This window comes from Pseudomonas fluorescens, assembly GCF_900215245.1.
In the GTDB taxonomy this organism is placed as follows: domain Bacteria; phylum Pseudomonadota; class Gammaproteobacteria; order Pseudomonadales; family Pseudomonadaceae; genus Aquipseudomonas; species Aquipseudomonas fluorescens.
Genome location: NZ_LT907842.1, coordinates 2,733,689 through 2,747,168, shown reverse-complemented (window position 1 = coordinate 2,747,168; position 13,480 = coordinate 2,733,689). Strand labels below are relative to the sequence as shown.

Sequence of the window (13,480 nt, the reverse complement as noted above, 5' to 3'; positions counted from 1 at the left end):
CTTCGGCCATCCAAGAATTTATGTCGTCTGCCCACAAGGCCAGTCGCAAACTTCAGGCAACCGATTCTGGTAGCCTTTCCGCCCTGGAGCAAGCCATGCAAGACCTCGATCCCGTCGAAACCCAGGAATGGCTGGACGCCCTGGAATCGGTTCTCGACAAAGAAGGCGAAGACCGTGCTCACTATTTGATGACCCGTATGGGCGAACTCGCGACCCGCAGCGGCTCGCAACTGCCTTACGCCATCACTACGCCATACCGCAACACCATCCCCGTTACCCACGAAGCACGCATGCCTGGCGACCTGTTCATGGAACGCCGCATTCGCTCGCTGGTACGTTGGAACGCCATGGCGATGGTAATGCGCACGAACTTGAAAGATTCTGACCTGGGCGGTCACATCTCCAGCTTCGCGTCCAGCGCAACTCTGTATGACATTGGCTTCAACTACTTCTTCCAGGCCCCGACCGACGAACACGGCGGCGACCTGATCTACTTCCAGGGCCACACCTCGCCAGGCGTTTACGCCCGTGCGTTCATGGAAGGCCGCATCACCGAAGAACACATGAACAACTTCCGCCAGGAAGTGGACGGTAACGGCCTGTCGTCGTACCCGCACCCTTGGCTGATGCCTGATTTCTGGCAGTTCCCGACGGTATCCATGGGCCTTGGCCCGATCCAGGCGATCTACCAGGCACGCTTCATGAAGTACCTGGAAGCCCGTGGCTTCATCCCTGAAGGCAAGCAGAAAGTCTGGTGCTTCCTGGGCGACGGCGAGTGTGACGAGCCGGAATCCCTGGGCGCCATCTCCCTGGCCGGCCGCGAGAAGCTCGACAACCTGATCTTCGTCATCAACTGCAACCTGCAGCGCCTCGACGGCCCGGTTCGCGGCAACGGCAAGATCATCCAGGAACTCGAAGGCGTGTTCCGCGGTGCTCAGTGGAACGTGACCAAAGTCATCTGGGGTCGCTTCTGGGACCCACTGCTGGCCAAAGACGTCGACGGTATCCTGCAACGTCGCATGTACGAAGTCATCGACGGCGAGTACCAGAACTACAAAGCCAAAGACGGCGCGTTCGTGCGTGAACACTTCTTCAACACGCCTGAACTCAAGGCGATGGTTGCAGACCTGTCCGACGACGAAATCTGGAAACTCAACCGTGGCGGCCACGACCCGTACAAGGTCTACGCGGCGTACCACGAAGCGGTCAACCACAAAGAACAACCGACCGTCATCCTGGCCAAGACCATCAAGGGTTATGGCACCGGTGCCGGCGAAGCGAAGAACACTGCGCACAACACCAAGAAGGTTGATGTTGAAAGCCTGAAGCTGTTCCGCGACCGCTTCGACATCCCGGTCAAGGACGAAGAGCTGGAGAACCTGCCGTTCTTCAAGCCAGAGCCAAACAGCGCCGAAGCCCGCTACCTCAGCGAGCGTCGCACTGCACTGGGCGGTTTCGTGCCACAGCGCCGCGCCAAGTCCTTCGACATTCCGACACCGCCACTGGATACCCTCAAGGCGATCCTGGACGGCTCGGGCGACCGTGAAATCTCCACCACCATGGCCTTCGTGCGAATCCTCGCGCAACTGGTCAAGGACAAGGAAATCGGCTCGCGTATCGTCCCGATCATCCCGGACGAAGCCCGTACCTTCGGTATGGAAGGCATGTTCCGTCAGTTGGGCATCTACTCCTCCGTCGGCCAGCTCTACGAGCCAGTCGATAAAGACCAAGTGATGTTCTACAAGGAAGACAAGAAGGGCCAGATCCTCGAAGAAGGCATCAACGAAGCGGGCGCCATGAGCTCCTTCATCGCTGCCGGTACTTCGTACTCCAGCCACAACCAGCCGATGCTGCCGTTCTACATCTTCTACTCGATGTTCGGTTTCCAGCGTATCGGCGACCTGGCGTGGGCAGCAGGCGACAGCCGTACCCGTGGCTTCCTGATCGGCGGCACCGCCGGCCGGACCACGCTGAACGGCGAAGGCCTGCAACACGAAGACGGTCACAGCCACATCCTGGCGGCCACCATCCCGAACTGCCGCACCTTTGATCCAACCTACGGCTACGAGCTGGCGGTGATCATCCAGGACGGCATGAAGAAGATGACCGAAGAGCAGCAGGACGTTTTCTACTACATCACCGTGATGAACGAGTCCTACCAGCAGCCAGCCATGCCGGCCGGTGTCGAGGAAGGCATCATCAAGGGCATGTACCTGCTCGAAGAAGACACCAAGGAAGCGGCGCACCACGTGCAGCTGATGGGCTCCGGCACCATCCTGCGTGAAGTCCGTGAAGCGGCGAAGATCCTGCGTGAAGAGTTCAACGTTGGCGCTGACGTCTGGAGCGTTACCAGCTTCAACGAACTGCGTCGCGACGGCCTGGCGGTCGAGCGCAACAACCGCCTGCACCCAGGTCAGAAGCCTGCGAAGAGCTATGTCGAAGAGTGCCTGGCCGGCCGTAAGGGTCCAGTCATTGCCTCTACCGACTACATGAAACTGTTCGCTGAACAAATTCGCCAGTGGGTCCCGTCCAAGGAATTCAAAGTCCTGGGCACCGACGGTTTCGGCCGCAGTGACAGCCGCAAGAAGCTGCGTCACTTCTTCGAAGTCGACCGTCATTTCGTGGTGTTGGCAGCCCTGGAAGCCTTGGCTGACCGTGGTGAGATCGAACCTAAGGTGGTGGCTGACGCTATCGTCAAGTTCGGGATCAACCCGGAAAAACGCAACCCACTGGACTGCTGAGGAGACTTTTTGTGAGCGAACTCATTCGCGTACCTGACATCGGCAGCGGTGAAGGTGAAGTAATCGAGCTGTTTGTGAAGGTCGGCGACAAAGTCGAAGCCGACCAGAGCATCCTGACCCTGGAATCGGACAAGGCGAGCATGGAAATCCCTGCTCCCAAGGCCGGCGTGGTCAAGAGCCTGAAAGTGAAGCTGGGCGATCGCCTGAAAGAAGGCGACGAACTGCTGGAGCTGGAAATCGAAGGTGCCGCTGATGCGGCCCCTGCGGCAGCACCTGCTGCCGCTGCTGCACCTGCACCGGCTGCTGAAAAGCCTGCCGCCGCCGAGGCTCCAGCCGCCCCGGCTGCTGCACCCGCCGCTGCCACTGTTCAGGACATTCATGTTCCGGACATCGGTTCGTCGGGCAAGGCCAAGATCATTGAGCTGCTGGTCAAGGTCGGCGACACCGTCGAAGCCGACCAGTCGCTGATCACCCTGGAGTCCGACAAGGCCTCCATGGAAATCCCTTCGCCGGCTGCCGGCGTGGTGGAAAGCATTGCGGTCAAGCTGGAAGACGAAGTCGGCACTGGCGACTTCATCCTCAAGCTGAAAGTACAAGGCGCTGCTGCCCCGGCGGCTCCGGCACCGGCTGCCGCGCCAGCAGCCAAGGCTGAAGCGGCCCCGGCCGCTGCCGCACCTGCACCGGCTGCAAAAGCCGAGGCCGCACCGGCCCCTGCGGCGGCTGCCCCTGCGCCAAGCGGTGCCAAGGTTCACGCCGGCCCTGCCGTGCGTCAGCTGGCCCGTGAGTTCGGCGTTGAGCTCAACGCTGTGTCGGCCACCGGCCCTCACGGTCGCGTGCTGAAGGAAGACGTGCAGGTTTACGTCAAAGCCATGATGCAGAAAGCCAAGGAAGCTCCGGCTGCCGGCGGCGCTACCGGTGGTGCTGGTATTCCACCGATTCCGGTCGTGGACTTCAGCCGCTTCGGCGAAACCGAAGAAGTGCCGATGACCCGCCTGATGCAAATCGGCGCGTCGAGCCTGCACCGCAGCTGGCTGAACATTCCGCACGTGACCCAGTTCGACCAGGCCGACATCACCGACCTGGAAGCTTTCCGCGTTGCGCAGAAAGCCGTGGCCGAGAAGGCCGGCGTGAAACTGACCGTGCTGCCGCTGCTGCTCAAGGCTTGCGCGCACCTGCTCAAGGAACTGCCGGACTTCAACAGTTCGCTGGCACCCAGCGGCAAGGCGATCATTCGCAAGAAGTACGTGCACATCGGCTTTGCCGTCGACACCCCGGATGGCCTGCTGGTACCGGTCATCAAGAACGTCGACCAGAAGAGCCTGCTGCAACTCGCTGCCGAAGCGGCTGCGCTGGCTGCCAAGGCCCGCGACAAAAAGCTCACCGCAGACGATATGCAGGGCGCGTGCTTCACCATCTCCAGCCTCGGTCACATTGGCGGCACTGGCTTCACGCCAATCGTCAACGCGCCGGAAGTGGCGATCCTGGGTGTTTCCAAGGCCACTATCCAGCCTGTGTGGGACGGTAAAGCGTTCCAGCCGAAACTGATGTTGCCGCTGTCGTTGTCCTACGATCACCGTGTGATCAACGGCGCTGCCGCTGCACGTTTCACGCAGCGTTTGAGCCAACTGCTGAACGACATCCGCACCATCCTGCTGTAAGCATCAACGGGCCTCCCTGTCATCGGGGAGGCCTGGCTGCACCGATTTCCGAGCGCCACGCTCGTACCTCAACCCCGCCAATTGGCGGGGCTTTTTTTCGCCTGCTTTTTTTGTCCGCGCCAGGCGCGTCGAGGCTGCGTCAATACGCCACCCATCACCCCGATTGCAGAAACCGCTCTCGCGGCCGATAACAGCCTTATAGCACTTAGCCTTCATCCTCTCTTGTCAGTGCGTGCTGCATGATGCAACCTTGCCGCAGGCGACAGTAAAGAGGGCGTGAGCCCGGCGCCGTGCGCATTTTTCCAAGCGAGTTTCCCCATGAAAAGCCAACCCGATGTCGCCCGTATGGCGGCCGAGGTAGTGACGCAGTTACCGGTGCCTTCGCGCCTCGGTATGCTGCGTTTCGAGCGGCTTAATGAGGCAAGCTGGGCGCTGCTGTACCTCGACCCCAATTGCGAGCGCCAATTCGGCCTGCCAGCGGTCGAACTGTGCGCGCTGGTCGGCACTCCCTACGCCAGCCTGATGGAACCTCAGGTGCGCTATCAACTGCACGATGCGATCCAGCAGCAACTGTCCCAGAGCCCGCATTACCTGGTGCGCTACACCCTGCACACCAGCGACGGCCCGCTGAGCCTGTTGGAAATGGGCGAGGCTTACAAACAACACAATCGTCACTTGGTGCGCGGCTACCTGATGGTGGTCGACGGGCTGTTCAGCGAAGCGCCCGTAACCGCCCCGACCGCAGACCTGGAAAACCAGAACAGCCGCCTGCAGATCGCCCTGGAGCTCAACCAGCGCGCCCAACAGGAACAGTTGCAGCACCTGGAACGGGTACGCGCTCAACAGGAGCTGATCCTGCTGCTGGCACGCCAGCGCTACACCACGCCCAATTCGCTGCAAGAAGCCGCCGAGCTGATCACCCGCAGTGCGTGCGACATCTACCAGATCGACTGCGCAAGCATCTGGAACCTTGAAGGCCAGCGCCTGGTACCGATCTCGGCCTACCACCGCGCCGACCAACAGCATCATCTGCCCGAAGCGATCGACGCCAGTAATTTCCCGGACTACCTGGAAGCCCTGCATTCGAGCCGCGCCATCGACGCCACCCATGCAATGCGTGACCCACGCACCCGGGAAATGGCGGAGAACCTGCGCGCCAAGGATGTGCACGCGATGCTCGACGCGAGTATCCGCGTTGATGGCCAGGTCATCGGCGTGCTGTGCCTGGAACAGAGCGGCAGCTCGCGCGCCTGGCAGACCGATGAGATCGCCTTTGCCGGCGAGCTGGCGGACCAGTTCGCACAAGTGATCAACAACCACAACCGGCGCACCGCCACCAGCGCGTTGCACCTGTTCCAGCGTGCGGTTGAGCAAAGCGCCAACGCCTTTTTGCTGGTCAACTGTGACGGCGTGGTGGAGTACGTCAACCCGAGCTTTACCGCAATCACCCAGTACAGCGCCGAAGAAGTCCATGGCCACCGCCTCGCGCAACTGCCGGCCTTGGAAAATCTCAGCGAACTGCTCTTCGACGCGCCATCCAGCCTGGCCAAGAGCAACAGCTGGCAGGGTGAATTCAAGAGCCGACGCAAAAACCTCGAACCGTACTGGGGCCAGCTGTCGATCTCCAAGGTGTATGGCGACAACCGTGAGCTGACCCACTACATCGGCATCTACGAAGACATCACCCAGACCAAGCTGGCCCAACAGCGTATTGAACGCCTGGCCTACACCGACAACCTGACCAACCTGGGCAACCGCCCGGCGTTTATCCGCAACCTGGATGAACGCTTTGCCCGCGACAGCGACAGCCCGATCAGCCTGCTGCTGGTGGACATCGATAACTTCAAGCGGATCAACGACAGCCTCGGCCACCAGACCGGCGACAAGCTGCTGATCAGCCTGGCTCGCCGTCTGCGTAACAGCCTGAGTGCCGGCGGCAGCCTGGCGCGCTTTGCCAGTAACGAGTTTGCGGTGTTGCTTGACGACGCTGACCTGGAAAGCGGCCAGCAGGTTGCCAGCCAGTTGCTGGCAACCCTCGACAAACCGATGTTCGTCGACAACCAGTTGATCAGTGTCACCGGCTCCGTGGGCCTGGCTTGCGCGCCCCTGCACGGGCGTGACCCACAGACCCTGATGCGTAACGCCGGGCTCGCCCTGCACAAGGCCAAGGCCAACGGCAAACACCAGGTGCAGGTGTTTACCGAAGCCCTGAATGCCGAAGCCAGTTACAAGCTGTTCGTGGAAAACAACCTGCGCCGCGCCCTGACCCAGAACGAGCTGGACGTGTTCTACCAGCCCAAGCTGTGCCTGCGCAGCGGTCGCTTGCTGGGCATGGAAGCGCTGTTACGCTGGAACCATCCGGAAAAGGGCATGATCCGCCCCGATCAATTTATCAGCGTGGCTGAAGAGACCGGCCTGATCATTCCTATCGGCAAATGGATCGCGCGCCAGGCCTGCCGCATGAGCAAGCAGTTGAGCGCCGCTGGCATGGGTAATCTGCAGGTGGCGATCAACTTGTCGCCCAAGCAATTCTCCGATCCGGACCTCGTGGCGTCGATCGCCACGATCCTCAAGGAAGAACAGCTGCCCGCCAATCTGCTGGAGCTGGAACTGACCGAAGGCCTGCTGCTGGAGGCCACCGAAGACACGCGCCTGCAGCTGGATCAGTTGAAGAGCTTTGGCCTGACCCTGGCCATGGACGACTTCGGCACCGGCTACTCCTCGCTGAGCTATTTGAAAAAATTCCCCATCGACATCATCAAGATCGATCGCAGCTTTATCCACGAAATCCCGGACAACCAGGACGACATGGAAATCACCTCGGCGGTGATCGCCATGGCCCACAACCTCAAGCTCAAGGTGGTGGCCGAAGGCATCGAAACCAGCGAGCAACTGGCGTTCCTGCGCCGGCATCGCTGCGATGTGGGCCAGGGCTACCTGTTCGACCGGCCAATCCCCGGTGCAGAGCTGCTTGAGAAGCTTAAACGCTATCCTCGCGGGCCTATCGCCTGACAGCGCTGTAACACTCGGGCACACTGGCTGTCTGTCTTATTACATAACTCAATCTGACTGAGAGGACTGATCATGGTCTTGCGCTCGGAAATTCTGGTGAACAAAAACGTGCTGCCTACTCAAGAACAAGCTTTGCCTGGCCGTGAAACCCCGATGAAGCTGCCGGAAACGCATTTCGTCAACGGCAACCCGCTGCTCGGTCCATTTGTCGATAACGTAGAGTTCGCGATTTTCGGCCTCGGTTGCTTCTGGGGTGCGGAGCGCAAATTCTGGCAGCGCGACGGCGTGGTCAGCACCGTCGTCGGGTACGCCGGCGGTTACACGCCGAACCCGACGTACGAAGAAGTCTGCTCAGGCCTGACCGGCCACAGCGAAGTGGTGCTGGTGGTGTTTGACCAAGACAAGATCAGCTACGAAGAACTGCTGAAAATGTTCTGGGAACTGCACAACCCCACCCAAGGGATGCGCCAGGGCAATGACATCGGCAGCCAGTACCGCTCGGTGATCTACGCGGTGAAACCTGAGCACCTGGAGGCGGCCAAGGCCAGCGCCGAGGCGTATCAGGCTGAGCTGACCAAGGCTGGCCTGGGCACCATTACGACGGAAATCGACGAAGCGCCGACGGTGTACTTCGCCGAGGCGTATCACCAGCAATATCTGGCGAAAAATCCGCAGGGCTATTGCGGGATCGGCGGCACAGGCGTGACCTGCCCGATCTAAGACTTGCGCAGTTCAAATGTGGGAGCGGGCTTGCTCGCGAATGCGGTGTATCAGTCGACATATCTGTTAACTGACACTCCGTCTTCGCGAGCAAGCCCGCTCCCACATTTAGCTTGGTGTTTTGGCTTGAGATCTGATTACTCAGCGATGAGCCAATCCATCTGCCACCCGCCCTGGGTCTGGCCAAGCTTCTTGGACAGCCACGGCAGCAGCTCACGCAATTCCTCCTCCAACCCCCACGGCGGGTTGGCAATCGCCAGGCCCGAGCCGGTCAGGGTATTGGGCGTGTCCAGCGGATGCACCAGCAACTCCACGCGCAGCAACTTCGGCGCACCGGTGCCGGCCAGGTCCTGGTAGAAGCGGCGCAACATGCGCTGGTCCTTGACCGGATACCAGATCGCCGCAACAGTCTGGCGCATACGGCTGACCGCCTCCTTGAGGGACGCTGCGCAGCGCTGCATTTCATCGAGTTGTTCAAACGGCGGGTCAATCAGCATCAGTGCGCGTTTCTCCGGCACCGGCAACAGCGCACGCGGCACATGCCAGCCTTCGCCCAGGTGCACTTTGACCCGGCGATCACCTTTCATGTTGTCCTTGAGCAGTACGCCGTCTTCCGGGTGTTTCTCATTGAGCAACACCCGATCCTGAGGCCGCGTGAGGCGGCGCGCGAGCTCCGGCGAGCCCGGGTAGTAACGCAACTGGCCATCCGGGTTCATTTCGTGCAGCACGCGCATGTAGTCGGCGGTCAGCGGCGGCAGATCGCTTTCGCCCCACAGACGCGCAATGCCTTCCAGGTATTCACCGGTGCGGTTGGCCTGGTCGCCCTGCAAGTCGTACAGACCGATCCCGGCGTGGGTGTCGAGGTAGGCGAACGGCTGCTCCTTGCGCGACATCAGGGCGATGAGGCGGGTCAAAGTCAGGTGTTTGAAGACATCGGCGTGGTTGCCGGCGTGAAAGGCGTGACGATAATTCATGGTTGCTCCTGCGCAGGGGGCGAAGTTTACCTTCAACAGGGGCAAAGGTGCAGGGCTGCGTGTCGGGCGGTGCTTATGTCACAAACACAGGTACACCGCAGAAAACAGTCTAATTCCACCTATGGCAGCAGGCTTGCCCGCGGTGCAAGCGACGCGGTATTACCCGTACACCGCGCTGACGCTATCGCCGGCAAGCCAGTTCCCGCCGTGTTCGGGGGCCCCCATGAATCCAAGGAGGTCTATCACCATCATGAAAGACGCCACTATTGCACTGCATCACGGCTTCAAATCGGACCCGACCACCAAGGCGGTCGCTGTGCCGATCTACCAGAACGTCGCCTTCGAATTCGATAACGCCCAACACGGCGCCGACCTCTTCAACCTGGACGTCCCCGGCAACATCTACACGCGAATCATGAACCCCACCAACGACGTGCTGGAACAGCGTCTCGCCGCGCTTGAAGGCGGCATTGCCGCCCTGGCCGTATCGGCCGGCAGCGCGGCGATCCACTACGCAATCCAGACCCTGACCCGCGCCGGTGACAATATTGTCACCACCCCGCAACTCTATGGCGGCACCTACACCCTGTTCGCCCACCTGTTACCGAGCTTTGGCGTCGATGTGCGTTTCGCTCGCAACGACAGCGCCGAAGCCATCGCCGAACTGATCGACGACAACACCAAGCTGGTGTATTGCGAAAGCATCGGCAACCCGGCCGGCAATATCATCGATATCGAAGCCCTCGCGAAAGTCGCCCACGCCCGGGGCGTCCCGCTGATGGTGGACAACACCGTGGCCACGCCAATCCTGTGCAAACCGATCCGGTTCGGCGCCGACATCGTGGTGCACTCGGTGACGAAATACGTCGGCGGCCATGGTAACTCCCTCGGCGGCGTGATCGTCGACAGCGGCACCTTCCCGTGGTCCCAATACCCCGAGAAATTTCCCGGCCTCAACCTGCCCGAGCCGGCCTACCACGGCGTGGTCTACACCGAAAAATTCGGCCCTGCCGCTTTCATCGCCCGCGCCCGTACCGTGCCGTTGCGCAATACCGGCGCAGCCCTCGCACCGATGAACGCATTCCTGTTGCTGCAAGGCCTGGAAACCCTGGCCCTGCGCATGGAGCGCCATACCGAGAACGCGCTGAAAGTTGCGCAGTTTTTGCAAAGCCACACCGAGGTGGAGTGGGTCAGCTACGCCGGGCTACCGGACCACCCGCACCACGCACTGGCGCAAAAATACATGCAGGGCAAACCCTCGGCGATTCTCTCCTTTGGCTTAAAGGGCGGCTATGACGCTGGCGTGCGCTTCTACGACGCCCTGCAAATCTTCAAACGCCTGGTGAATATTGGCGACGCCAAATCACTGGCCTGCCACCCCGCGTCCACGACTCACCGACAGATGAACGAGCAGGAACAGGCCAAGGCAGGCGTGAAGCCGGAGATGATTCGTCTGTCAGTGGGCATCGAGGCGATTGAGGACCTGATCGAAGACCTGCAGCAGGCATTGGGTTCAACTCAACGCTGAGGCGAGGTCATCGATCAGCGCTTCATGGCTGATGTCCGGCCTGCGCACGCAGTAGGCGACCTTGTGCCGCAAGGTCGCCGGCTTAAAGGCGGTGTACAGGTCAGGGCGCTGTTCTTCGAGCCATTGCAGCAGGTTGTCGACCAGCACGTGGGGCGATCGCGCTGCCAGGTGCCCCAGCAACGACTCTGGCACTCGCCACCATGGGCTGACGTTGGCGGCGGTGACGGGCCCCGTCGCAACGGTCAGCGGTTGGCCATTGATCAGATACCGCTGGAACACCGGCAACACGCTCCCCGTCTCGTCACCCAGGTTGCGCACAATCGGCAGAAACTGCGCAGCATCCCAGAAGCGCAAAAACACGGCCTGGTCACTGTGCACAAACACCTTGGTCAAGCTTTGCAGGTGCGCGACCACCGTTTCCGGCAGGCTGGATGAAACCGCCAGCCAGCCCCAATCCGTTGACTCGGTGGTAGCGACCCAGTCGAGGAAGGGACTGCCGGGCTCAATGAGCCCGACATAAGGCATTACCTCGCGCCACTGCGCATAGGCTGAGCCTGCCCAGATCGCCCGGAGTGGCGCACCGGCAGCCATGGCTTGCCAAGCGGCAACTGGTTTGGCGTCGCTGGTTCCGCTGAGCAGCACAAAAATCTGCTCATTGGGTAACAAAGGGCATTGAGCCAGCCAAGCGCGTGGCGCCAAAGCGTGAGGCATGAGGGGCAATTCCTTTTAAATTAAGCTTAAAGGTGTCGGGTGATATCACATTGACCGTTCTTGCAGCGCTCACACTCTTCGCAAAACGGAGCGTTGCGTTTCAGGCTGGCCACTTGCACGCGGCTTAAGGGTGCGGGAATAACCGCCAGCAGTTTTTCTTTCACTCCCGCCATTAACGGCGCAGCGGCGGGGCCGGGCGCACCGCCAAGCTGAATCGGCACACTGCTGAATATGCCGGCTGCCGACACCGTGATCGACTGCCCTCCGGCCTGGATCGTCACGGTGGCGCCCGCGTCGATGACGACGCTTTGCCCTGCGCCGATCTGAATGCTCCGACCCGCCCGCACCTGTTGCGACCCGCCAATCACCAGGTGATCGTCCTGCTTGAGCTCGGTCAGGCGGTTGCCGTGGGTGATGCGCTGCTCTTCACCTTGAAGCTCATGATGGGACTCGCCACCGACCCTCACCCGGCGCAGGTTATCAACCTGGACCTGCTGGTCATGCAGCACGTGCTGGGTCCAATCACGCTGGGCACGCAGGTAGATTTCCTCGGCGCCCTTGCGGTCCTCAATCCGCAGTTCGTTGTAGCCACCCCCGCCCGGGCTGCTGTGACTGCGCAAAATGCTGCGGGTCTTGTCCGCCGGCAGGTCCAGCGGCACCGGTGTCGCGGCGTTGGGCAGGCACCCCATCACCAGGGGCATATCCATGTCGCCATTGACGAAGCCGACCAGGACTTCCATGCCAACCCTGGGGATCAGCACCGAACCATAACGGTCATGGGCCCAGGCACTGGCGACTCGCAGCCAGCAACTGGAATGGTCGTCATGCGCCCCGTCGCGATCCCAGGCCATCTGCACTTTGACTCGCCCGTATTCATCGCAGTGGATTTCGCTGTCGGCTGGGCCGGTGACCACCGCGTTCTGGTAACCCGCAAGGGTCGGACGCTGCTGCTCAGGCATGGGCGGACGAAAGATCACGTCCCACGGCGCAGCGATGAATGCGTTGCGATAGCCCTGGCGAAAATCCCCGCCGTCGACCTCAGTCACGGCCTCCTCGAGCACTTGGGGTTGTTTGCCTTCGTGGGTGACGTGCGTCAGCAGCCACACGTTGTTCCATTCTTCACGTGGGTGCCCGCTCAGCTTGAGGAAACGCCCGCAGACCAACCCCGGCTCATCACCTTCACCGTGGGCGATGCGAGCGTCCCGGCGGTGGCGTTCCAAACCGCGCTGTGCGAGGTATTTGCCATGCAGGCGGTCGGAAAATTGACCGGGGTAGCGTTGCTCCTCCAGCGTGGGAAGCGCCTCGCCGGCGACTTCGCTCTGCAACGCCAGGCGTGGCTTGCGGAAGTCGTAATCGCGCACGCTCACTGACGTCGTGCGGGTTTCCAATTGCACCGCAAACCGTTTGATCGCCGGCGCGCCCGCCACCATTCCGGAACCGGGTGAGTACGGGGTCGGCTGATCAGCCTGGGTAAACACTGTCTGGTCATCGCCAAACACCAGCCGGTGCCCCTCCGGCGAATGCTGGAAGTGATAGTGAATCCCCTGCTCGGCACACAGGCGCTGAATGAACGCCAGATCGGTCTCCCCGAACTGCACACAATATTCACGCTGCGGGTAATGACCGCTCAGCCGAAACTCGAAGCGGTCGCTCTGAATCCCCTGCCCCACCAGCACCAGCGCAACGATCTGCGGCACGGTCTTGTGCTGGAAAATACGCTGATGGCTGCTGTGCATCAGGTAGGCCAATTGCGGCACAAGGCTAACCTGGTAGCGCGTAAGACGTCGTCCGGAATCGCCCTGGGCCACCCGGTAAACCAAGCCGTGCACGCCATGGCCGCGTTCATCAAAACCCAGATACACCTGGCGATGCAGCATCCTTTCCAGGTCGATATCGGGTTGCTCGCTGACCAGCTCAAGCTCAAAACGATAAGGCTGGCTGAGCGCCTCCTGACCTTTGAAGCTATAGACTTTAAGGTCGCACGCAACGCCATCCAGGGTTAGGTTAAAGGCACTTTGATTGGCAGGAGCGAACATCCGGTGTTTCTCTGCGAAGGGTAGGCGCCAGATTCTGCACCACTGCTGCGCCCGGCTGAGCACGCCTCGGGAAAATCAGTAAAGCCCTACACGCACGCGT

At 61.0% G+C, this 13,480-nt stretch carries 8 protein-coding genes; 5 read left to right on the top strand and 3 right to left on the bottom strand.

What is annotated here, in order from left to right:
* Nucleotides 1-95 precede the first annotated feature (95 nt).
* The 4 genes from aceE (at nucleotide 96) to msrA (ending at nucleotide 8,131) form a co-directional block, all read left to right on the top strand.
* Nucleotides 96-2,741 (top strand): pyruvate dehydrogenase (acetyl-transferring), homodimeric type, encoded by a 2,646-nt coding sequence (gene aceE / locus CPH89_RS12685; RefSeq protein WP_096236782.1) that lies wholly within the window; start codon nucleotides 96-98, stop codon nucleotides 2,739-2,741.
* An 11-nt stretch (nucleotides 2,742-2,752) separates the two neighbouring features.
* Entirely contained in the window at nucleotides 2,753-4,399 is a 1,647-nt protein-coding gene (aceF, locus tag CPH89_RS12680) for a dihydrolipoyllysine-residue acetyltransferase (RefSeq protein ID WP_053253997.1), read from the top strand.
* Between the two features lie 318 nt (nucleotides 4,400-4,717).
* Nucleotides 4,718-7,411, top strand: a complete 2,694-nt coding sequence (locus CPH89_RS12675) for a putative bifunctional diguanylate cyclase/phosphodiesterase (RefSeq protein ID WP_053253996.1) — start codon at nucleotides 4,718-4,720, stop codon at nucleotides 7,409-7,411.
* A gap of 72 nt (nucleotides 7,412-7,483) precedes the next feature.
* Entirely contained in the window at nucleotides 7,484-8,131 is a 648-nt protein-coding gene (gene msrA, locus CPH89_RS12670; RefSeq protein WP_053253995.1) for a peptide-methionine (S)-S-oxide reductase MsrA, read from the top strand.
* Between the two features lie 137 nt (nucleotides 8,132-8,268).
* Here the strand turns inward: msrA and CPH89_RS12665 are convergent, their stop codons facing one another.
* Nucleotides 8,269-9,105, bottom strand: a complete 837-nt coding sequence (locus tag CPH89_RS12665; protein ID WP_017138523.1) for a 23S rRNA (adenine(2030)-N(6))-methyltransferase RlmJ — start codon at nucleotides 9,103-9,105, stop codon at nucleotides 8,269-8,271.
* A gap of 250 nt (nucleotides 9,106-9,355) precedes the next feature.
* On the opposite strand from CPH89_RS12665, the gene CPH89_RS12660 reads away from it, so the two are divergent.
* Nucleotides 9,356-10,633, top strand: coding sequence for an O-acetylhomoserine aminocarboxypropyltransferase/cysteine synthase family protein (locus tag CPH89_RS12660; protein WP_053253994.1), 1,278 nt, complete (start codon nucleotides 9,356-9,358; stop codon nucleotides 10,631-10,633).
* Here CPH89_RS12660 and CPH89_RS12655 read toward each other — a convergent pair.
* Both CPH89_RS12655 and CPH89_RS12650 read right to left on the bottom strand, forming a co-directional pair.
* Nucleotides 10,619-11,344: a DUF4123 domain-containing protein gene (locus CPH89_RS12655; protein WP_053253993.1), complete on the bottom strand. Its 726-nt coding sequence runs from the start codon at nucleotides 11,342-11,344 to the stop codon at nucleotides 10,619-10,621. The two genes, CPH89_RS12660 and CPH89_RS12655, sit on opposite strands and share 15 nt — an antisense overlap.
* A 26-nt stretch (nucleotides 11,345-11,370) precedes the next feature.
* Nucleotides 11,371-13,380, bottom strand: coding sequence for a type VI secretion system Vgr family protein (locus tag CPH89_RS12650; protein WP_053253992.1), 2,010 nt, complete (start codon nucleotides 13,378-13,380; stop codon nucleotides 11,371-11,373).
* Between the last annotated feature and the right edge of the window lie 100 nt (nucleotides 13,381-13,480).

Bases quoted from the DNA above. Each gene is read 5' to 3' on its own strand.
- aceE (WP_096236782.1), top strand. From the start codon at position 96: ATGCAAGACCTCGATCCCGTCGAAACCCAGGAATGGCTGGACGCCCTG.
- CPH89_RS12675 (WP_053253996.1), top strand. From the start codon at position 4,718: ATGAAAAGCCAACCCGATGTCGCCCGTATGGCGGCCGAGGTAGTGACG.
- msrA (WP_053253995.1), top strand. From the start codon at position 7,484: ATGGTCTTGCGCTCGGAAATTCTGGTGAACAAAAACGTGCTGCCTACT.
- CPH89_RS12665 (WP_017138523.1), bottom strand. From the start codon at position 9,105: ATGAATTATCGTCACGCCTTTCACGCCGGCAACCACGCCGATGTCTTC.
- CPH89_RS12660 (WP_053253994.1), top strand. From the start codon at position 9,356: ATGAAAGACGCCACTATTGCACTGCATCACGGCTTCAAATCGGACCCG.
- CPH89_RS12655 (WP_053253993.1), bottom strand. From the start codon at position 11,344: ATGCCTCACGCTTTGGCGCCACGCGCTTGGCTGGCTCAATGCCCTTTG.
- CPH89_RS12650 (WP_053253992.1), bottom strand. From the start codon at position 13,380: ATGTTCGCTCCTGCCAATCAAAGTGCCTTTAACCTAACCCTGGATGGC.